The organism is Pseudomonas sp. Wu6, assembly GCF_019891515.1.
GTDB lineage: Bacteria > Pseudomonadota > Gammaproteobacteria > Pseudomonadales > Pseudomonadaceae > Aquipseudomonas > Aquipseudomonas orientalis_A.
Genome location: NZ_JAFLXH010000018.1, coordinates 86,247 through 108,632 on the forward strand (window position 1 = coordinate 86,247; position 22,386 = coordinate 108,632).

The window sequence follows — 22,386 nt, forward strand, 5'->3', positions numbered from 1 at the left end:
ACCCTCCTTGACACAAACCAAATGGACAATCAATCACACTCAAAAATTAATTTCACACTTTTACTCACGGATAAACGAAATTCGTCTTTACTTGCCCACCAACATCGTAACTCATCACAAAAGAACTCCAGTTCTCACCCCGCGATGCTGCGCTAGCCTTCAACTCCTTAATTAATCGATACAAAACAGCACCATTGAAATCAGTTTGCGGCTGCTCATTTACCACGCCATTTTTCTCAATGGAGATTTCTTCAACCATGTATCCATCGCACACCTCAGTCTCATACCTGAAGGCATCATAATCTTCAACAATTCCTGACTGAAGCAATTCAAATATACTTTTAACAATTTCTATATCTTTGGTAATCATTCTTTATGCTCCGGTATTCTGCGAGCTTCATTTTCAAATCGAACAGTTTGACGCTTTCCATCGATTATATAAGTAACATCCAACGTATCTGGGCGCAACGATCGAGGATCTTCGCGATTAAATTTTATAGTTGTCGGTCCTACTACTTTATTTGGATCGTTCAAAGCGCTCTTGATTTTGTGTTCGTAAAATACCTTATACGCTGAGCTATTGAAATTCTGATCTTGGGCGAACAAGTTGTAACCATCGCATGTCCCACCCTGACTACACGCTTGTGCGTGTCCGCCTACATCAGTTTCTCTACCGGTCTTCCCAGCAGCAGTTTGCCTCGCGTCCCGTGGAACCTTGATATCAACCGGGGTGAACGTGAGCTCTTCGACTAGACCTCTACTGTCGGTTACAAAAGTAGTGCCGTTGTCCAGCTCATAACGCTGGTTGGGCATACGTGCTTCTGGATTGTTGAGCATTTCGTACTCAGGCGATCCTTTGACTGACTTACTGCTATCGACTTTGATTGTTTCAGCCGTTGGTGTGTCTTGACTATTCCAATTCTGAGGTACCCCATCTGTCGCGCTGGAATCTAGCCCATGAACCGAACAGCTCCCCGCATTACAGGTATAACAAGGCCCAACGTTATGTACCCACGTGTTTAGCTTGCCAACATAGAACGTATGCCCGATATCCACCGTCAGGTTGTACGTTTTACCCTGCGACTGCAGCAGCTTTATTGATACAACGGAGATCGAAGCCTCTTGCGTCGCCCCGTCCCCCAACGACTGCAGTTGATCACCCGGCTTGAGCTCTATAAGTGGCACAAAGCCTTTGCGCGCAGGGACATAGAACGGATGACCCGGCGTCACTTGCAGAGTCTCAGTGGTACCTTCACCGGCACTGCCGTTCTTCACAAGCGTCAACTGATAGATCGGCTGATCCGTGCGAATGTGGGTTGCTGAGACCTTCGAGGCGAACGGCTCACCACCTTCTTCAGGTTTGGTCCAGACGACATCGCCCACCCTGAGCGCGTCAATGGCTCGTTCACCATCAGGGGTGGCGACCATAGTCCCGGCTGCAAAACAGCATGGGCTATAGCCTGCTAATTTGGCCTGTGCTTGGTTGGCAAACTGTTCAGTCCCCTTACCCGCCGCCGCATCCAAGCCTTTACCAGCTGCTGACTCAAGGCCCTTTCCGGCAACAGTCTCTGCAGCCTTGCCAGCGATAGCCTCCGTACCTTTAACCGCTAATGCGTCGCGCGCTGCCAACTCTTTGATTGCGCTTAACAATGCTCCCTTGCCTACTCCACCTATGGGCATAAGCTCAGCAAGCAGCTTGAGATCAATATCTGAATTAATGCCACCACTTGCCAAAACACGTAGCCGGTCTATTTGCTCTGCTTGGGAGGCGGCGTCAGAACTGAGCGCGGCGATCTCAGGGAGTTTCGTGATAGCCGTACGCTCTCCGTATTGCTCGGACCACGCATCAGGCACAACACCCATGCCACCAGGTTCGTTGTTGTAGGTTGTGTTACTTGAAGGATTGAACAGCAGCGAATCCTTGTACTGCTTTTCTGTGGACTTGAACGCAACGACCTGATCCCCGTTGGCAACAATGGGGCTGCCATCTCCCCAGGTCAGCAGGACTTTCTCGTTTTGCAGCTTGGTGATAACTCCCCGCGCAACAGTCAGGTCGTCACCTAATGCTTGCCCTTCAGGGTTAGAAGGACCGTAACCAGCCAGAATCCCTTGAAGCTCATTGTTGGTTTTCTGATCGACCTCGCCTCCGGCAACAAACGTTAGGAGCGCATCCCACTCAAAACCAGATCGGCTTTGACCTTTGGTGGCATCTAAACTCTTGGCCTCTTGAGCCAGTCGTTTCTCTTCTTGAACGTGCAACTTGCGGTTGTATGACTGTGCATTCCCGGCGATTTCCGAGCCCATGGCGACATCGCCATCAACACTCGCGGCAGCGACCAATCCCACCAGCTTCGAAGCCGCATTGACCAGACGATCGTGTTCCGCTGGATCATTGCCACTGAGCAAAGGCGACTTATCCAACGCCACAATAAGGGCTTCGTTAGCACCCGCAGCAATCGCTCCCGTTTTAAAGTCGCCGCCCATTGCTTCTGAAAGCAAACCACCTACAACAGCATGCAGTGCAGTTTTGCTCAGGCCGCTGTCTTGAAGTTTGAAGGCATTACCAAAATCACCAACGCCGGTGAACGCGGTCGCCTGCATTACATCGAAAAGGCTGCCCTTCATTGCATCCTTGAAGCTGCCTTGTCCAAGAGCTTCAGAGAGCGTTCCGCGTACGGCACCGCCAGCCAATTGAATCGTTCCAAAACGGCCAATCGCTGCGGGGTCATTCCAATGGGGTACGACGCTTGGTCCACTTACCTTGTTAGTTACAGGGTCGCTCTGCGCGCCAAACCAATTGCCACTGGCGTAATTCACAAAGCCCGCAGAAGCGCCCGCAATCAGTGACTGCTTCAAGCTGTCGCTGCTGAAGGTTTCCTTGAATGCGGCCCCCAAGTTGCCTTTATTGTTTATGGTGCTGACGACGCCGGTACTGGCAAGCGAGGTCAACGAGGCAGTCGCGATGACGTTGCCCAACCCTGCTGCAGTTCCTGCGACTGCTGCGGTGGTCGACGTCGCAGCGGTAGCGGCTGTCGCGGCAGCCATAGTAGAGCCGGCCCCTACAGCGCTACCTGCCGAAGCAGCTAGCGCACTGGCCGCTCCCGCCGTCAACACGGTGACAACGATAATAATTGCCAGCATTGCGCCTTGGCCGAGGCTGGAGTGGCTGTATTTAAAGGAGTCGTGCAACTCCTTCAAATGCCGCCAATCCACATCCCCACGCTTCTCGGCTTCTTTCAACCAAGCCAACTGTGGGTCTGCTTTGACCATCACATCAATCGTCTGGCTAACCGTGTTCTGATCGATCTGTTTAATGTCGATCTTCAGCCCGTTGACCGCCTTGATCGCCAATTCACCCTGTGCCTTCAACTCACTCTGACGCAACGTCTCGTCGGTATTCCCCTTGCCCTTGGCGCTGGTCCAAGCCAGATCACCTTTGCTTTTCTCGTGACTCTCCTGGTGCAGGTCTTTGACTGCCTCGAACGTCACTGCACCACCACTGGTGATGGCCAGGTCCTTACCACTCTCAAGCTTGGCCCGCTGATACAGCTGATCACCGCCACTGACCAGCGACAGATCAACACCAGTCTTGATCTCAGTCCCCACATTTGTAACGTGGGTCACCTCATCACGCTTGGTCTTCTTCGCGCCCCAGCCCCCCTTCTCCTTCATGTCGTAAAGGCTGTAGGTGCTGTTCTGCGCCGCCAGCAGGTTCAACTTATCCCCGCTATACAGATAAGCCTCATTCCCCGCACTGATCCTGCTCGCCACAATCGTGGTGTCACGCCCGGCCTGGCTGACAAAATCCCCACCCGCCGTCAGTACACTCGCCACCTGGGTGGTCTGGTCGTCCGAGGTCTTGATGCGTTTTTTGCCGTGCTTTTCCTTGCCTTCGACGTTGTGCATGTCGCTGACCGAGGCGACGTTGAGGTCGCGGCCGGCGGCGATGTTGAGGTCTTTGCCGGCGGTGGCGGTGCTGCCGATGATGTTGACGTCTTGCCCGGCCTGCAGGTTGAGGTTGCCGCCCGCCGTGACACTGGCGGCGAGGTTTTTGACGTCGGTGGTGATGCTGGATTTCTCGCCGTCGTCGCGGGTCTCGTGTTTGACGCTGGTGTCGCTGGCGGCGATGAGGTTGAGGTCGCGGCCGGCGGTAAGGTTGGCGTCGTTGCCCGCTGTCAGCGCGCCTCGGTTGGTGAGGTCGCGGCCGGCGTCGATGGCGAGGTTTTCGCGGGCGACGATGGTGCCGGCGCTGGTGTCGGTGAGGGTGCGCATGCCGACGCCGTCACGCACCTGGATGGCGGTGGTGTCGTTGGTGACGTCGCCTTTGAGGGCCGTGAGGCTGACTTGCTTGCCGCGAATTTCGCCGGCCATGGCGTTGCGGATGCTGTCCTGGGCCAGCAGGCTCAGGTTGTTGCCGGCCTCGACCAGGCCGCCGGTGTAGATACTGCCGCTGCTGATGGCGGTAAGGTTGTTGCTGGCGCGCAGGGTGCCGACGTTGATCAGGTCGCCGCCGGTGACGAGGTTGAGGTCGCGGCCCTGGATCAGGCTGTTGCCGCGCACGTTGCGCGAGTCGGCCTGGGCCAGGTACAGCACCGGCACGAGCACGGTCTGGCCGTCGATGACGCGGTTTTCCATCCACACGATGTCGTGGGTCAGGGCGCCGACTTGCTGGCCGGTGAGGGCCACGCCGAGGCTCAGGCGCAGGGCGTCTTTGCTGGCCAGCGCGTTGTCCATCAGGTAACGGAACTGGTCGGCGTCGCTGTACAGGCCGCCGGCGAGGAAGCGTTGGCCGGTTTGCGCGAGGACGGCGTCGCGGATCAGGCGGGTTTCGTACTGGCCGTCACCGAGGCGGCGCCAGGCGTTGTCGGCGTTGAAGCCGAGTTTGCCGAGCATGTAGTCGGAGCTGAAGAAACCGGACACCGAGGTGAACTCGGGGTTGGTCTCGATCAGGTAATGGCTGGTGGGGTCGGCGTTTTTGACGAACAGGCCGTACTCGCCCTTGGGCAGTTGGAAGGTGGGCGAGGTGGTGGGGTCGACCGGGGCGAAAGCGGTGCCGGTGTAGTCCACCGGTACGAAGCCGCCGCCGGGGGCCACGCCTACGACGGGCAAGACGCTGCCGGGGGCCTGGGCGCTCGGGTCGTTGGCGTGTTTGCTCAGGTTGATGTTGATGCCGCCGACGGGGATGCCGGTCTGGTCGTCGCCGAGGGTGCCGGTCAACTGGGCCAGGGTGTTGTTGTGCAGCGTGCCGTTTTGCAGGGTGCGGGCGACGTTGAGGTTGACCGTGCCGCCCGCCTGCAGGGTGGCGTCGTAGCCGGGGCCGCCGTTGCTGGTCCAGGTGGTGACGTCGCTTGAGTGGACGAAAGGCCGGCTATTGGGCGAACGGTTTTTCAGTTCTTCGAAGCGCGCCTTATCGAAATTCCCCGCTGCCGTGGCCGCATTGAACGCGGGAACGTCGACATAGCGCATGCGTTCAAACAAATCGTCGGGAACGTGCCCCGGCGTGTTGACGACAATCTTGCGCTGCCCCGTGCGCGTGGCGGCGCCCTGGTTGAGCAGGTCACCGGCGGTGATGCTCAGGTCGCCATTGGCGGCCATCAGGCTGTAGCGGTTCTGCACATTGTCGCCTTGCAGCAGCATGTTTTTGCCGGCCACCAGGCGCGCCGATACTGAATCCTTGGTCGCCGCCTCAAGGTACGTTTCGTAGATGGTGATCTCGCCACGTTCCCAGTCGTCTTTCTCGCCGCAGTGTTGCGAACAAACCCAATACAAGCTACCGGTGGTGAGCGTCTGCCCGAGTTCGAATTCGTCCTTGGCGTTTTCGATAAAGCCTGCATTGATGCCGATGGAGCCTTCGCTTTCCACGGTGCCGGAACGGTTGCTGAACAGCACGGCACGCCCGCCATCCCGCGCGGCGAAGCTCAAGTTGCCTTTGCTGTAGACGTCGCCATAGCTGTTGCTGAAGCCATTGCTGCGCAAGGTCATGTCGCCGCCGCTGAACAGCAGCGAATCGGCGGCATTGGTGATGCCGTTGACCGCCGTGAGGTTCACCGTGCCCTGGGCACCGAGGGTGCCACGGTTGTTGATTTGCGCGGCGGCGATATCCAGTTGCTGGCGGGCGGTGAGGAAGCCGAGGTTGTCCAGGGTGCCGCCCAGGGTCAGGCGGGTATTGGTGGCGGCCAGGCGGCCGCCGTTCTGGCTGAGGTTGTTGGCGGCGACGGTGAGTGTTTGCAGGGCCGAGACGCGGCCGCTGTTGCTCATATCGCCGGTGTTGATGCTGATGTCACCGTCGCTGAGCAGTTCGCCGCCGTTGTCCAGGCTGGCCACGTTGAGGGTCAAGCCCTTGGCGCTGGCCATGCGGTCACCGGCCTTGAGGGCCAGCGCCTGGTCGCTCTTGTAGGTGAGCACGTCGTTGAGTTGTACGCGGCCCAGGCCGTCGACGTTGCCGAAGGCCCAGTCGGCGCTGCCCATGCCCTGGATATTGCCCTGGCTGCCGGAGAGGCTGGCGGTGTTGAGGTGGAACAGGCCGGTGCCGGCGTGTTGCAGCATGCCGTTCTGGTTGTTGAGGCTGGCGGCGTCGAGGCTGAAGGCCTGGCTGCCGAATTCGAGGGTGCCGTTCTGGTTGTTCAACGCACCGCTGAGGTTGACGCTGCTGCTGGCGCCGCCCAGCGCACGCAGTTGCCCGCTGGCGCTGTTATCCAGGTTGCCGCCGGTGAGGGTCAGGCCCTGGTTGGCCTCGATCAGGCCGCCCTGGTTGGTGAGGGTGTCGCGTGAGTTCAGGCTGATCTGATTGCCGCTGACCTGGCCGCCCGCACTGTTGTCGAGGGTCGCGCCGCTGACGGTCACTTGTTCTTTGCCGAACAGTTTGCCGCCACGGTTGGCCAGGGCTTCGACGGTCAATTGCAGGTTGCCGACCAGGCTGGCCATCAGGCCGCCGCTGCCGTTATCGACGCTGTTGGCGGTGACGCTCAGGCTGTCGCCCTGCACGGTGCCGCCCTGGTTGTGCAGGCTGGCAGTGGTGAGCACGGTGGGGGCGCCGCTGCTGAGGATCAGGCCCTTGCGGTTGCTCAGGTCCTGGCCGCTGTAGGTCACGCCTTCGGCGCCGGCCAGCAGTTGGCCGTTGTCGTTGTTCAACTGCTGCGCGGCGATGTCCAGGCGCTTGCCGCGCAGGGTGCCGCCGTCGTTGTTGAGGGTGGTGAGTTGCTTGACCAGCACGCTGCGTTCGCCCGCGTCGATCTGGCCGCCGACGTTGGTGAGCAGGTCGCTGACCTTGAGCACCACGTCGCCGCCATCGCTGACCAGCGCGCCTTTGTTGCTGTTGGTGAAGGTCTGCGCGGTGACGTCGACAGTCTGGCCCAGCAGGATGCCGGCGCTGTTGTCGAAGCGCTCGCCCTGCAGTTGCAGCAGGCCCTCGCTCTGGATGCGGCCCTGGGCATTGAGCAACTGGCCCGGCCCTTTGAGCAGCAGGCTTACGCCCTGGGCGCCACCGGCGAGCAGGCCGGCATTGCGGTTGTCGAGGCCGGAAGCGCGTACGTCGAGGCGGTCGCCCAACATGCGCCCGGCGCGGTTGTCGATGTCGCCGCCAGCCACGTCGAGCAGCAGTTGCTTGCCGACGATCACGCCGCTCTGGTTATCCAGGTTGGCGGCGTGCAACTCGATATCGCCCTGCCCGGCCTGCAAGCGGCCCTGGGCGTTGTTGAGCTGTTGCGCGGCGGTCAGCGTGAGCTTGCCGGTGTCGGCGCTCAATACGCCGCCTGCGTTGCTGCTGAGGGTGCCGGCTGTAACGTTTAGATCGGTGCTGGCCTGGGCGAAACCTTGGTTGTTGTTGAAGGTGTTGGCGACGCTCAGGTTGAGCGCGCCGCCGTCGGCCTGGATCAGGCCCTTGAGGCTGTTGTCGAGGTCGCTGGCATTGACGGTCGCGGTTTTGGCTACCAGTACGCCGTTCTGGTTGCTCAGGTTGCCGGCATTGACGGTCAGGTCGTTGGCGATGACTTGCCCGCCGCTGTTGTTCAGGTCGGCGCTGGTCAGCGCGAGACTGCCGCCGGCCATTTCGATACGACCCTGGCGGTTGTCCAGGGAGGCGCTGTTGAGCGTGGCGGCCTGGCCTTCGCCGAAGCGGATCAGGCCACCGAGGTTGACGATGGCCGGTGAGCTGATCACCAGGCTCTGCTCGCCGAACAGACGCGCGGTGGCGCCCTGGTTGGTGAGCTTGGCGCTGCTGACCTCGATGTTCTTGGCCTGGATGATCGCGCCCTGGTTGGTCAGCGCTTGTGCGGCGGTAATCGCCAGGCCTCGGCTGGCCAGCAGGCTGCCGCTGGTGGTGACGGTCTGCGCGTTCACCACCAGGTCGCCGGTGGTGTTGCGGGTGTTATCGGCGGCGACGCCGGCTTCGATGATGCCGGGGTTGTTCACGCTGGCCGCATTGATCTCGATGCGCTGGCCGGCGGCAATGCTCTTGCGGTTGACCAGGTCCTGGGCGCTGCTCAGTCGCACGTTGCCGTTGGCGTAGACCTTGTCGGTGAGGTCGACGGTCTGTGCGCTGACCTTGACGTTACCGGTGGCCGCCGCCTGCGCCATGCTCAGGCGGCCGTTGGCGTCGAGCTGGATATCGCCGCCACTGGCCGCCAGGGTACCGTCGAGCTTCACGCCCACACCGGCCTCGGTGCCCACCAGCTTGATCGCGCCGGCGTACATGCCGCCCAGGGCCGACGAGTCGATCGCCAGCTCGGGTTTGGCGCTGCCGTCATCGGCGCGCACGGTGGTTTTCAGGCTTTGCGCATCGACGTCGTTGCGCCCGGCGATCACGTTGAGTTCACGGGCGTTGATCTGAGCGTTGATTTTGGCGGAGCGGGTGATGATGTCGAAGCGTTCGACATTGCTGGCGTTCAAGCCTTCGCCGTCGATGGTCACGGCACCGCCATCGACCTGGTAGCTTTTCAACTGGCCGGTCGGGTCGATGACCGGCTTACCCGTGGTCAGGGTCACATTGGGCGTATTGATAAAGCCGCAACCGCTGCACGTCACACCGTACGGGTTGGCCACGATGACCTTGGCCGACTGCCCCGCCACTTCGGTGTAGCCGCGCAACTGGCTGACGCTGCCGCCGTTGACTTCATTGAGGATGACGTTGGCCGCGCCGCCCTTGAGGTTGGGGTTGCCGACAATGATCCCACCCAGTTGGGTGTTGACCATGGGGCCGTTGCCATTGTTAAGGATCACGCCGTTGGGGCCGACGTTGTAGTCCTTGAACTGGTTATGAGACAGACCCGCGCCGTTCGGCGTGGCGATATTCACCACCGGCACACCATTGCCCGCCGCGCCCACCGTGGTACCCGGCGCACTGACCACGATGCCCTCGGCCTGGGCCAGCAACGGCTGCCAGAACAGCGCGTTGGCGAGGATCAACGCCAGCCCGCGCTTGGGCAGGCCGAAGAATGCGTTTCGCGGCTTCAGGGCAGCAGAAGGTTGGCGGGCCAGGAAGGCGAATTGTCGAACATCCATTTTCGTAGTCTCGTTGCAGCGGGCATTAAGGACATGCGGCAGTAACCGGCGCTGGGGGCTCGCTCATTACTGTCGACATGCGATCGTCAGGCTGGCTGGAGATAGAACGTCAGTTCTTATTTCCATATCGAGAAAATGCCATTACTTAGCCATCAGATCGCCGAATAAGTTAGTACAAGGAAAGGGGGAAAAGTTCGCGAGGGATGTGTGAATTGGATCCCACTTATCGGAATTTAGGGGTGGGGTTGGTTTGAATAGCGTTGGCGCAGCGGGCGAGTGGGATTGACTCAGTTGCTGCCACGTCAGTGTAGGCCTCCCTGAGCACGGGAGAAGCGGCCGAAGCTCAGGGAGGATATCTATTGGTTTGCGCAACTAGTCGATGGGACTTCTGCGACAGGTCCGGGCGTCTCTAAACTGGAGCGCTCTCATTGTGGCGACCAGGCCTGGAATACTGGCGATTCTGCACAGATTTTGGAGGATGAGGATACTTGGAAATATTGGAGCGGGCTCTGCGTGATGAGGTGCGCCATCAAGCGCAGAGCTTAGGGTGAATTTGTGGGGATTCCTCAGGGTCTGGCCCCTACTCCCCCAAAAACACCGGCGCAAGGCCGGTGTTGAGAATGTCAGATGAAGTTGAAACTTCAACAACTCACCAGACCTCATGAGTCTCAGCTCTGTAATTATTTTCAATACGCTCAACAAGCAATGGAGCACTGATAATTCCTCTTGTGGAGTGCCTCAGCTCTTCCGAGCTAATCTCTCTCTCCAGCCGAAGTGCTTCGCTTCCATTCCACAGCCAAATAGAGCCTCCCGGCCCGCCATTCCTGGAACGGAACGTAGGAAACACTTGTAACCTTTCGGGAACCGGAACATTTGCCACAACGGATAGAAGGCCTTGATTTACCGCACTTTGAACAACAAAAAATGCGGAAAATTGTGGTTCACCATCAACTACAGCCGAAAAATCTTTTGGTTGTTCATTATGAAACCCTGGGAAAACACGAATTAAAAAACCAAATTCCGGATGTTTATGAGTAACTTGCACATATGCGACACCCTGCGAGGTTAACACCTGCAAAATGTCGCCCAGCCTTACCTTCTTAGCCATTTAAAATCCTTCATATCCAGCTTTTTTCGATGGTAAGGATCCGCCTTCATCTCGTCCGTAATCTTGGTAAGGCTAGTCGGCTTAGGAACTTCACCTGCGCCTTTTGAACCAACAAATCAACCTTGTCTTTTTAACTTGCTCGTCACATATTGTTCTAGATATTCTTCTAAAGGCTTGGCAGTCCCTAGAACATGAAGCTCTCCTGTTTCCTTATCAATTAGGAACGGTCCATTTCCAGCCAGCTGAGCCGAAAAACTCCCTGTCTCTAAATATTCTTTAGATTGATAGCAAAAGAACCATCCATCAGAAAACTCTCCCTCATGCGTTAACTGCAGAGGAATATCTGAGTCTTTTAAATACGCATTAGCTCGTTCCAGCGCACTCTCATAGGTAATCATTAATTAGTTCTCAGCAACTGTAGCGTCTTAAAATTATTCATATTAGCTGGCTTCCCAGTCTGCCCATCTAGATATCGGACAACCCCATTCTGATTAACCACGTTGAAAACATGGCCTGGCTGACCTGGACCATAGGAACCGAACACAATCCCGCGGGAAATAGGGGTCAGACCACTATTCTTCTAATTGGATAAGAGCCTACAGCTTAGCCGTCGATCACTACGCCGACGAAATAAAATAATTACAAAAAACAAATCATGCTTTTAAAATAGCAACTTCACTGAACTCTAAAAAACGCAAACCGTGGTCTGCCCCCTATTTCCCATAATCATCAGCCGCATGAAGTTTGGCACCGCCTGCACCTTTCTCGTTTTATATAAAACGAAGTTTCCAATAGTCATTGCCCTCCACTATCCAGTACCGCTCGCGAGCAGGGATCAAAAAACTAAAATCAAAGCATTCAGCAATCCAGTCTGAATAAGCTAGACTTTCATGATCACGCACGTCATCCATATGCATAAAAATCTTTCTATCAAAATTTATGTAGAACTTTGGAAACCTGGAATGAATGATATTGGCCTTTTTAAATAGTGCTGGGGACAAACCCTCACCGGTTAAAAAATAATGTTCAACTTTTTCGAAAACATTATAATCCACCTCTATGAAATCCTTTAAATCGCTTGAAGTAAGAATTTTTTCACTTGAATCATCTAAATACTGCGAAAAATTTTCCGAGGTCATTTTCAGAATACCGCCTCTAAAACTTTTGCAAGACTGCTCGTATTGCTCCTGGGTTATATCGCCATCTTCAAGATAGGCGCGATAGTCTTTTTCCGCGTCAAGAGAGAAATTATATTTCTCATCCATTACCCAATAACATATTCCAGAGTGTACAAAAAAGCAGATACTTTTCTCTCCATTCCACAGATCGTCAAAAACTGTCTGGTTCACCTTCATTGCTTGAACTCCTTGAAAAATTCTTCCTGTGTATAAACACGGGCGTTACTCGAGTTTTTTTCGAGTAGCGACTCCCAAATTTTGGGTAGCTCGAGGGAGTAACCGGGCTGGTCTTTGTCTACCCTCTTAGGTGCATCAGGATCCTTCGTCATACCAGCGACAGGCCGCTGAGGGACTACTCTGTCCATAATTTCCTTATGAAGGCCAGCATTCACGTCAAAAACCACTACAGATCCATCAGGTCGCTTGTTCATCAAGGGGAAATAGGGGAAATAGGGGTCAGCCCCTGAGGGATCCCGTGTTGTGTATTGAGATTTTGCTCCTGTTAAGGAGCGAAAAATCATGCTGAAAAAGGGCGTATTGGTTAGGTAGACCGAAGGTCGTCAGACTGGGGTGCAGAAAGACTACAGAACGGGTGCAACTTGAGTGCAGAGAGGGTGCACTCAGGGTGCAGCAGCAACTGAAAATACCGGCGCAAGAGTGCGCCGGATGACAGACAAAGCAAAATACCTGCTGATTAAGACTCTGGCAAAACCGAAAGTACTGCTTTAAAAATATAAGATCCATCATCAACGGCTGATGATGCCTCATATATTGCTTCGGTCGCTGTCATAAGCGAATCCTCTCCACCAGCTAAGGACAGCGCCGATACTGCGCGGGCCTGGCTAAACAACTGAAGTCCTTCTTCATTTAAGTTTTGCCCTTCATCCAGGCTGTCTTGCAAGTCAAAATACTTCTCATCTAACCGTGCAGCTAAAGCATCTAGCCCATAAACCTGATCAGTCGTGAGTTTATTACCAGATCGTAGCTGCCTAAGAGATTCGACAACAATAGGCACCTCTACTGGACAGGCCTGAAAAGCAAGTTCACAAGCCACTTTTACAGCACTTCTTCGTTGCTCTTGACTGACTAACTTAAGCTTTTCTACAAGGCCCTTCTCAACCATTTCTAAACGCATAATCATTGTTTAGCCTTTGGCAGTGGTTTTAATGGTGTTGACACATTGGCCCCTGTCGGCTCAATTACGTTCTGACATGATGCACAGACAGGGCGTGTCGCACCGATATCAACAACTTTCAATCCGTTAGCGTTGGCATAGCTGACAATATCCGCTTCTGCGTGGCCAGTTCCAACAACTACTTTCTCGCCTTCTTGCAAACTCACTCCAGGACGAAGATAGCCACGAGGTTCACTTGTACTGACCAGAACAGAGCGAACACCATTGAAAATAGGGGTCAGACCACCATTGAAACTTTTATAACCGTCTTGCTTAAAAAACGTAAAGCAAATGAAAATAAAAAAGCTAATTTTTTAAATAGCGTAATGTTCCAAGCTTGCCCCACAGAAACTAAAACAAAACGTGGTCTCAAAAACGTGGTCTGACCCGATTTCCAAATCTGTCCCTTTTATCATCATCAAGGAAAATTAGTATCCACAAAGTCTCTAGCAAAATCTTCTGCGTTTATTTTTATACCAGCTCGCGCGAATTTTTCCGAATTCACGCGCCACACTTCTTTTATTTTCTCCACTAGGGATTTCGGAAAATCCATCTGAGACGCGACAACATCCCTCCAACTGCCTTGCACCCCGTACAGCTCGTGCAACTTGGGCTCCAGCGCACTTAACGCCGCACACTGCTCGTCTGTCAGCTCATCAATAGCCGAAAGCACGTAGCATTCCAGTAGCCGGAGAAAAGGCTTCCCCTCATATCGATTCATAACGGCTCTCAAATAAAATCCGGGTGAACTTGCAACTGCTGCAGAAACTTATCGAAGCTATCGGCAAGTTGGGTGCGTTCTGAGCCTTCATGTGAATAATACCAAACAGAACCGGATGGCGAATCCAGCGAGATATAAAACTGGCTGCCACCTCCGTCGCGCCCAATGGGCAACATGAATGGCCCCAACACTTGAGCCCAGTCATCAAGAGCCTTATCCAGGCTGTCGATACTTGCGTCTCCTAGTGAAAAAAACCAATCAACGCTGACGCTAGCATCTGGTGATGCGTTCAAAAAGAAACTTCCGGCTTCAGGATGCCCACCGTTGGCACTTCGAATGAATTGAAGGTAGGTTTCTGGAAGCCTACGGCCCAGCCGAGCCTCAAGGGCGCGCACGCTTGAGTCATCACCACTGAAACCCACGCTGGGGCGTCCCCCGACATTGATGTTCAACTCAGCAATATTCATTCTTCCACCTAATTTTTTGGGGGAAATAGGGGTCGGGGAAATAGGGGAAATAGGGGTCAGACCACTATTCTCTATTCTTCTATTTTTAACTCACACTTTTTCGGGCGTCCTGACACACCCGGTGAAACTCTTTTACCTAATATCTGCGCAATCTCTGACGCGAACTTCTGATTTCCCAAAACGTAATTACCGTTCGTAGAAGATCGAATTTGTTCTATCAATTCAGGTGAAAGCCGATCCATGAATATAGACCGGTAAGCTTCGGCTCGTTGCGCGGCGCCGCTACCTAACTCGCTATAGACTGCATGCGGGCTTATAAAGCCTGATAACTCACCCTGTGCGTTTGCTCTATAGCTGGTCCAGCGATAGTCGCCCGGATGAGCAACCATACCCGCTCTGACCGGGTTCATTTCGATATATCGATAGCAAGCTAAAACATAGTTTTCTTGTTGAACCAAACAGGAGCGAAAGCGGCCTTCCCACAACGTGCCCGTTCGTTGATATGTTCGATTGACATATTGAACGTAGCGCTGCCCCAGCCCCTTCATAAGTAGGCTACCCCCCGCGCAGCAGGTGGGAGTCAACAATAAATGAACATGATTTGTCATCAAGCACAATGCGTGAACTTTACAACCGTACAGCTCAGCAAGCTCGGCTAATGTATCAATGTAAAAAATATAGTCTTTATCTGCATAAAAACACGCGGCCCGATTGTTTCCCCGCTGAATAATATGCAACGGGATATTCGGCAGTAAAACCCTGGGACGGCGAGCCATATAAACCTCTAACTGTATAAGAGCTTACAGCTTAGCCGTCGATCACTAGGCCGACGAAATAAAATAATTACAAAAAACAAATCATGCTTTAAAAGAGCAGCTCTAAAAACGCTAAACCGTGGTCTACCCTATTTTTCCAAAAAATAAACCATATTTTTAAAGAGCAACTCCACTGAACTCTAAAAAACGTAAAACGTGGTCTGACCCCGATTTCCAGACCCCCAACTTCTTGATTTTTCGTAAGAAAAATCGGGGATCCCTCAGGGTCAGACCACTATTCTTCTATTTAAAAGAGCAACTCTACTAACCTCTAAAAACGCAAAAATGTGGCCTACCCTATTTCGCCAAAAATAAACCATATTTTTAAAGAGCAACTTCACTGAACTCTAAAAAACGCAAACCGTGGTCTGCCCCCTATTTCCTTCTCCCTCAACCCCTACTCCCTCCTTATAAACCTAATCAGCAATCCTAAAGAAATGATTATCTAGATCATCAGGGGGAAACTGACTAGGCAAAATTTTTGACGAAATATCTCTGCTAAGCAACTTTAAAAGAAACTCAACACAGCCAAAATTGTAGACCTCCTCCGCCCCCTGATCCGAGCTATGAATTGCAACTTTCCATGACTCTGGTTCTCCATTGACTAACCAAACAAGAGTTTCTCCATTATCCGTTACCGCCCAAGGAAGAAAAGAACCTTCCGCAGGGTAAGCTGGTCTCGGATAGTCCGACGAAAACTCCTGCCTCATTACAGCGTATGCATCTATAAAGTATTTGCTTTTTTCAAAATTCAAGTTTGGATTTTTTGAAAATGGATCTAGAATCCATAAAAAATCGTCTACCGACCCACATCCGTAAATTGATATTAATTGTTTGAAATCATTCGGCAATCGTGGATTTCCCTCAGATTCAAAGTTCGCCCAAGCCGTGTTATCGAAGATTCGCTGAGAGGGTGGCGAAAGAAGACTAATCAGCTTATTTATCATTCCTACTTAACTCCACTCACGTTTGGGATTGATACATCAAGAGTCAAACCGCCTGATCCACGAGCAGATAACGTTACACCGGTTGGCATTGGATTTGTACCCGTGTAAATAGGCACCGCCCTATAGCTTACGGTTTCACCACTCTGCACCGCGCTCCTGACTTGACGCTCAAATGAACTCATATTTGGATGATTTGCGTTGCGCTGGAAAAGTGTCACCAAATTTCTTGCATCATCACCAGCCCCCCCTAGTGAATTTGCTAGCAAATGTCCTCGTGCATGGTTAGCAGGCTGCCCTTCAAAACCTGGAGGTCGAATTGCTGGATTAGCGCTTGAACCGCCTCCCAATGAATCCTCCCTAAGGACTGCTGTAACTCCAGTAGGTCGACCAAGTGAGTCAAGCTCGCCGAGAATTACGTTGCTTGGGGCATTTGGACTTGGCCTGGCCAGCGAAGGGTAGCTGCTTTCTGGAATTTCTTTTGGAGGCGCGAAATCCGCATCGTTAGCAGCAGCCTTACCAGCATCTACAAAGCCAGTTTCTCCAGAAACCAGCCCTGAAGGAGTTGCCTTCGCCCCCCCCAACTCTATTCGAGCAGCGACCTTAGCCGTAACCTTCTCCGCCAGCAAGGCGCCACCCTTCACCAGCCCACCGCCAGCTGAAAGGACCGCAGCCATATCGCTGATCAGCCTTCCAGTTTCAACCCCGGCGTTATAAGAGCCACTGGGCCCGGCTTCTTCATACTGCGCTTGCAGTCGATCGATGCGATCAATATACGGCTGCTTGACCGCGTCCCAAACACCACCGCTCTCCACTACAGCTTTCAGCGCCGCATAGGTCGCCTTGAGGTTGCCTGCGGTGCGGACGATGCCATCAACGGTGTCGTTCAGCCCCAGAACAGCGCCAGCGGCAGTACCGAGTGTAAAGCTGGCATCCTGCGCGATGTCGATCGCTGTCCACTTCGTAGCTGTGCCTGTACTGCAGACCAACGTCGGACACTCACTCATTTCCTTGTCTCTCTGAGCCTTCTGCGCCTTGCTCAGATAGTTGTTCTGGACGGCATTAGTGCCCGCTTGCGCGCCGGTCACTGCCCCACTCAGGTCACCACCTGCAATCCCCCCAGCCAGCCCAGCGGCCAAACCGGACAGCGCAACCACCGTCTCTCTCTGCTCCTGCGTCAGATCCGCCGTTTTAGTGTTTGGGTACAGTTGATGGGCGATCAATTCGCCCGTCGCTGCCCCGGCACCGCCTGCCAGCGCCGAGTTGCCTTGGGCCTGTGCCACCACGGCACCCAATACCGCATGCGCCATAGTATTCAGCGCATCGTTGTCCCCGGTGGTTTTCTTGATCACTTGTGCCAAGTAAGGAGACGACGCCCCCGCAATAGCGGAGCCAATATCGCCCCCAACCAGCCCTTGCAATGCTGCTGTCACCGCCTGTGCTACACGCGGGTAATTACCGCCGACCCCGTAGTCGGCCATGATTCGTTTATAAGCGTCAGTGGCGATCAGTTTTTTCTTGTAGGCGTCGACGTCCTCTTTTTTGGCATCCTTTCCAGGCTCTTTGATGCCACGCTTATCAAGTTCAGCACGCGCTTCTTTATCGGCATCGATCTGACCCTGAGTCCGAACGATGTCTACCGTCTGAGTGCCAATATCCGCAATCAACTGCACCTGCCGCAGCCGTTTCTGCTCTTTCTCCTTATCGAAGATGGGGCTGATGGCGCCGTTGGCGTGTTCAACATCGTGGCTCAGCGTTGCCACGTCCTGCTGCTGTTTGGCAGGGTCGCGGATGTTGAGGGTGCCGTTGGAAATGGCCGAGGACGTGGTGCCGTTGTCGCTGTCGCCGTGGTTGAATCCGACCAAGCTGCCGGTGGGCATATTGCTGATGAACGCGTTGGTGCCATCGCTGCCACTGCTGACGCTGGCGCTCTGCAATTGGCTTGTGTACTCAGCCTTGTTCTTTAAAACGCTCCATCCCAGCGTACCGGTGTTCAGGCGGTTTTTGTCCGGCGTAGCCGTGCTGGCGATCACGCTGCCATCGAGCTGTGTGTGGTTGCCCACGTCAATCTGGTAGCCGCCCTTGCCGCCGAACAGGCCGGTCTGCTCCTGCACACTCTGGTATTTGGAGTCGATCTTGCTTTTGCTGATGCTCAGGTTGGCGCTGGCGCCGCTGCCGATGATGGCGAAACTGACGCCTCCACTGACATCCGTTTGCTTGGACTTGTAGTTATCGGTGTCCTGCAGGCTTTGCAGCGTGAGGTCGCGACCCACGGTGGCGGTGATTTTGTCTGCGCTGACTTGCGCACCTTTGAGGGCAGTGTCTCGTCCGCTGATCAGGCTGACCTGTTTGCCGGCGTCCAACAAAATAGGGGGCTGAGCACTATTCTTCTACAAAAAATAAATCATATTTTTAAAGAGCAACTTTGCTGGACTCTAAAAAACGCAACAACGTGGTCTGACCCCTATTCCCTTTCGAGGACGGGAATACGCTGCGCGGGATCGGTGATGTCATACACATGCTGCTCACAGCCCGCGCCGACGATCACGAACTCCACCAGGTAAATCTTCTGCTTCTGCGGCTTGAACGCCGAGCTCATAGGGCCGCAGGCGTAGACAATTTTTTCGGCGTAGCGGTAGTAGTTCGAGTCATACACCCGCGACTCGCCCAATACCTCGATTGTCTGCCCCGGATCAGCCAACACTTCCAACTGCGGGAAGCGCTTGACCGCCGCGCTGTTGGCAACCTCACTCATCTTGGCGATCCAGCCGAACACCTTGCCCCGGCCCGAATCTACCACCGTGCCGAGGATCTCCGGCCGCTGATCGGCATCACCGCCACGGCGCACGGAGAACTGCACAGGGTAGGTAAAACCGGTGGCCCGCATGATCACCTTGGCTTGCTCGGCATCGGCCACGACCTTGTTCTGCTGCAACTGCACGCCGTCTTTGAGCAGGCTGGACGACGAGTCGCGAACATTGGAGTGACAGCCCGCGAGGATCAGGGCCGAGAGGATAAAGGCAACTTTTTTCATAAGGGTTTTCCGTGTAGATACATAGGCCATGCAAGGGTCAAAAACTCAAAAAAATACGACACCGTATAAAAACAGGGCGAAGCCGGCCAACGCCCCTCGCCACTCCGGGTCGGCATCCTTACTCATGCCGCCCGGCGCGATGGCCACCCTGGCGCCTCGCGCATAGCTGTAGACCGCCTGGCCAAACCACAACTGCACCAACACCATGAGGAAAAAGCGCTTCCAGCTACCGTCAAATCGTAGAAAGCCATTGAGTAGCGCAGCCAGGAGTAAGACCAGGCCAATGCCGTGCTGATATTTGTATAAGTTCGCGATCATGCTACCCACCCTTGACTGTACCTTTGAGGCCTTCAACCAACTTTTCCCACACCCCCGCAGTACCCAAGGCATTGGAAAGTCGCGAAGCCGTTTCCGGCGTAACGCCCTTGGTCACTGCAAACTTTTCAAAGCCCATGCTGAGTGCGTTACCTGTGGCCGCTTCCGGAAGTTCTTCTTTCAAGTAGCCAGACAGGAAAGAGGCCGCCATCGAGGTGTTCGACAGCCCAGCACTTACGCCGCCCGTTGTCACCGCCGCGCCCGCCCCCAGGGCAAACCCGACGTCGCTGACCATTTTCGCGTCGGCGGCCTTGATCCACTTCAGCGTATTGGCGTCAGCCAGGTCGATGTTGGCGCCGACCGCGATACATTCAGCACTGCCACATGACATGAAGCGCGGGGTGTACAACACGCCCTCGATCGTGACCGGTACCTTGTATCCGCCCCTGTCGTCCAACGGATAGCCGGTCAAGCGGTCGCGTTTACCCGTCCCACCGTCCGGGTACGCGTATGCCCCTCCTGTCAGCACGCGGGAAAAACCACTTTCTGCCTCCATCGTCCATGCATAAGACTGAGTGTTTTCCTTGATGTAGGCGATAACCTGCTGGTCCGCCTTCTCATGCTTGCATATCTATTTAATCAGATGTTTGATTGAGTCAAACAATTCGGGCCGCCCTATATCACCATAGGCTTTCTGCAACCCTGAGCTTATTTGACCAGAAGTATACGTAGCCGGCTTACCGCCTACCATGGGAGGCAAATACTAACTGATAGCTTTATGCATAGCATCAGGACTCAACTTTCCGTATGAGAGTACTGGGTAATTAGAGCCGCTGGGTGATCCAGCATGTCATTTTTCGTATATTCCAGCATCTTCCCCAAATATTGAGGCCCGATGTGATGCACCTGGAATCCTTTGTTTAATCCCTGAAGTTCTTGATAAGTAGGACTAATCACGTCAGGTACACTCTGGCCTGTTGCTTTTGCACAAAAATAGGGCTCAGCCTACCATTAATGTAAACGTGGTCTGACCCCGATTTTTTGCTGCTGAGCAGAGCACAACTACCTTTTTTCCCTTTTCAGTGTATGTACGTCACTTAAACTTCCTTACCAAAGCCCAAGACAAATCCTAATAAATAAATAACAAAACACACGAACGCCAGTGCAGCCCGCCCTACTGGATTTGCATCTTTACCTAAACCACCTGGACCAATAGAGACCCAGCCACCTCTCAGGTAGGCAAATACAGCTTGCCCAAACCATAACTGAAGCATCAGCGCGCTAAAAAATGGCCTTGCATCGCCCCAAAATCGAAAAAAGCAATTGAGTAATGCGGCAATCAGCAGCAATAATCCCAATAAATACCTGTATTTGTAGAAAGTCGACTTCATGCTAATTCCCCTTGAAAACATCAATAGCTTTTTCCGCCAATTCGTCCCAGACTTTAGCAACACCCAGTGCATTGGACACTCTCGCTGCTTCACTTGCAGGAATACCTCTGCTAACAGCGAAACGCTCGAAACCAGCGCTTAAGCCATAACTGGTTAATGCTTCCGGGGTTTTGTCGGTCATATAGCTAGACACAAGGGATGCTATTGTTGATCCGTTCGACAGCACAGCTGCTGCCCCCCCTGTAGTAAATACGGCTACGCCACCCATAGCGGTTCCAACATCAGAAACCATCTTGGCATTGCCTGCTTTAATCCATTTCAATGTATTGGGATCGGTGAGATCAATATTAGCGCCCGATGCAATACATTCAGCGCTGCCGCAGGACATATATCTGGGCGTATAAACCACCCCCTCAATTATCACAGGGACCCTGTACCCACCCTTGTCATCTAATGCATACCCCGTCAAGCGATCGCGTTTACCCGTCCCGCCCTGTGGGTATGCGGATGCACCAGCCGTCAGGATACGTGAGAAACCGCTTTCCGCCTCCATCGTCCACGCATAAGCGCCTGTATTTTCCTTGATGTAGGCGATGATTTTGTGGTCACCACCTTCGGGTAACTGAACAAACGTTTTGCCGTCGCCCAAGGGCATCCAATTTCCGCCAGAATCATAGATGCCGTCTTTTGTAGCCACTATGTCGATACCAGGTGTTATGTCTGTCCCTTTGACGAAAGACAGCCGCAACTGCGCTTCAATCTGCTCTGCGGTGTATTTACCACTACTTTTCATAGCCAGCGTTTTTGCGAGCTCTTTCTCTTCCGGGTGCAGTTGCCTGTTGAACTTATCCACCGCCAACGCCGTGCCCCCAGCAACCAAACTACCTTTCACACCATCACGTGCTCCCACGGCGGTTCCGACACCTGCGGCGATCAACGAGGCAATCGCTTTTTGATCAGCTGACGACATATCGCTATTGGCCAGCGCTTTAGCAATAGAGGGCATTAACACCGCAGAGGCGCCAGCGCCCAGCGCGCCACTTTCTACACTACCGCTGGACAAGCCGATTGCCGCACCGGCCAGCGCGTGCAGAAGAACTCGGGCAGCACCGCCTTCAGCCCAGGCAGCCTTGGTCGTGACGTCGGTAGACTTGTCTCTTTGCGTGTCACTTGGACGACAAATCGTTCTATTAGTGTTTCGCCGCTGCTCATAACCGTTCCTAACTAGTAGAGGAATGCAGCCTGAATCACACTGTCCCGAACATCTATTTTTATTGTAGATATTGGAGCGGGCTCTGCGTGATGAGGTGCGCCAGCAAGCTCCCCAGCAGTCGTCGTTGCTTTTGCACCTACAAGTAATCTAGCCAGTCACCGGACTTAACATTCTGTCTCTTCTTAAGTAAGTCCTCGTACCGAGCTTTATTTTTTTCAACATCACCCTCAATATCTATAGAAATAAAACCACGCCCCCTCTCCTCTACAGATAAAGCTGTAGGCTTAATCTTCATCGGCGAAAGCTCTATCAAGACCCCTGAAACCTTAGACTTATGAAATATAAAGCTCTTCCCTCCGGCCAAGGGAAGGATTTCATCCATCACAGAAAACATTATTCCAGGGTTAGAAATTTCAATTTTTTCACCATCTTCATAACTTTCTGAATAGTTCTCTGGAATGAGGAAAAGTTTATAATCAATAACAACCAGCCAGCCCTCCATCCCAACAATATCGCCAATATTCATTA

18 protein-coding genes and 1 pseudogene are annotated in these 22,386 nt (G+C 53.9%); all 19 read right to left on the minus strand.

Going from position 1 to position 22,386, the window contains the following annotated elements:
* Positions 1-64: 64 nt before the first annotated feature.
* Positions 65-370 carry a hypothetical protein gene (locus J1G34_RS14440; RefSeq protein ID WP_122482199.1) on the minus strand — a complete coding sequence of 102 codons (306 nt, stop codon included), beginning with the start codon at positions 368-370 and terminating at the stop codon, positions 65-67.
* Positions 367-9,498, minus strand: coding sequence for a two-partner secretion domain-containing protein (locus J1G34_RS14445; protein WP_262411804.1), 9,132 nt, complete (start codon positions 9,496-9,498; stop codon positions 367-369). Before J1G34_RS14445 ends, J1G34_RS14440 begins: the two co-directional genes overlap by 4 nt.
* A gap of 649 nt (positions 9,499-10,147) precedes the next feature.
* Positions 10,148-10,606 carry a hypothetical protein gene (locus tag J1G34_RS14450; RefSeq protein ID WP_122562087.1) on the minus strand — a complete coding sequence of 153 codons (459 nt, stop codon included), beginning with the start codon at positions 10,604-10,606 and terminating at the stop codon, positions 10,148-10,150.
* Positions 10,607-10,722: 116 nt separating this feature from the next.
* A complete protein-coding gene (locus J1G34_RS14455) occupies positions 10,723-11,004 on the minus strand; it encodes a YrhB domain-containing protein (protein WP_083205641.1) in 282 nt (93 codons plus the stop codon).
* Entirely contained in the window at positions 11,004-11,150 is a 147-nt protein-coding gene (locus J1G34_RS27665; RefSeq protein WP_222994249.1) for a toxin glutamine deamidase domain-containing protein, read from the minus strand. The genes J1G34_RS14455 and J1G34_RS27665 overlap by 1 nt, the downstream gene beginning before the upstream one ends.
* Positions 11,151-11,376: 226 nt before the next feature.
* Positions 11,377-11,961 carry a hypothetical protein gene (locus J1G34_RS14465; protein ID WP_222994250.1) on the minus strand — a complete coding sequence of 195 codons (585 nt, stop codon included), beginning with the start codon at positions 11,959-11,961 and terminating at the stop codon, positions 11,377-11,379.
* A gap of 517 nt (positions 11,962-12,478) precedes the next feature.
* Entirely contained in the window at positions 12,479-12,925 is a 447-nt protein-coding gene (locus J1G34_RS14470; RefSeq protein WP_222994251.1) for a hypothetical protein, read from the minus strand.
* Entirely contained in the window at positions 12,922-13,119 is a 198-nt protein-coding gene (locus J1G34_RS14475) for a hypothetical protein (RefSeq protein WP_222994252.1), read from the minus strand. The genes J1G34_RS14470 and J1G34_RS14475 overlap by 4 nt, the downstream gene beginning before the upstream one ends.
* Positions 13,120-13,376: 257 nt before the next feature.
* Positions 13,377-13,631 (minus strand): hypothetical protein, encoded by a 255-nt coding sequence (locus J1G34_RS14480; protein ID WP_347709492.1) that lies wholly within the window; start codon positions 13,629-13,631, stop codon positions 13,377-13,379.
* Between the two features lie 56 nt (positions 13,632-13,687).
* Positions 13,688-14,146: an SMI1/KNR4 family protein gene (locus tag J1G34_RS14485; protein WP_222994254.1), complete on the minus strand. Its 459-nt coding sequence runs from the start codon at positions 14,144-14,146 to the stop codon at positions 13,688-13,690.
* A 71-nt stretch (positions 14,147-14,217) separates the two neighbouring features.
* Complete coding sequence (locus tag J1G34_RS14490; protein WP_083216617.1) at positions 14,218-14,922, minus strand: transposase; 705 nt, start codon at positions 14,920-14,922, stop codon at positions 14,218-14,220.
* A 455-nt stretch (positions 14,923-15,377) separates the two neighbouring features.
* The gene (locus J1G34_RS14495) at positions 15,378-15,908 is read right to left on the minus strand and encodes an SMI1/KNR4 family protein (protein WP_083203172.1); all 531 of its coding nucleotides are present in this window, start codon (positions 15,906-15,908) and stop codon (positions 15,378-15,380) included.
* Between the two features lie 2 nt (positions 15,909-15,910).
* Positions 15,911-18,268: pseudogene (locus J1G34_RS14500) on the minus strand (DNA/RNA non-specific endonuclease); the annotation flags it as partial.
* A gap of 101 nt (positions 18,269-18,369) precedes the next feature.
* Complete coding sequence (locus J1G34_RS14505; RefSeq protein WP_065892967.1) at positions 18,370-18,939, minus strand: hypothetical protein; 570 nt, start codon at positions 18,937-18,939, stop codon at positions 18,370-18,372.
* Positions 18,940-18,984: 45 nt separating this feature from the next.
* Positions 18,985-19,257, minus strand: coding sequence for a hypothetical protein (locus tag J1G34_RS14510; RefSeq protein ID WP_130138311.1), 273 nt, complete (start codon positions 19,255-19,257; stop codon positions 18,985-18,987).
* 1 nt (position 19,258) lies between these two features.
* Entirely contained in the window at positions 19,259-19,726 is a 468-nt protein-coding gene (locus tag J1G34_RS14515) for a hypothetical protein (protein WP_222994255.1), read from the minus strand.
* Between the two features lie 625 nt (positions 19,727-20,351).
* Positions 20,352-20,645, minus strand: a complete 294-nt coding sequence (locus tag J1G34_RS14520; RefSeq protein WP_130138313.1) for a hypothetical protein — start codon at positions 20,643-20,645, stop codon at positions 20,352-20,354.
* Position 20,646: 1 nt separating this feature from the next.
* Complete coding sequence (locus tag J1G34_RS14525; RefSeq protein ID WP_222994256.1) at positions 20,647-21,708, minus strand: hypothetical protein; 1,062 nt, start codon at positions 21,706-21,708, stop codon at positions 20,647-20,649.
* A gap of 286 nt (positions 21,709-21,994) precedes the next feature.
* On the minus strand, positions 21,995-22,384 hold the full coding sequence (locus tag J1G34_RS14530) for a hypothetical protein (RefSeq protein WP_222994257.1): 390 nt from the start codon (positions 22,382-22,384) through the stop codon (positions 21,995-21,997).
* Positions 22,385-22,386: the final 2 nt, after the last annotated feature.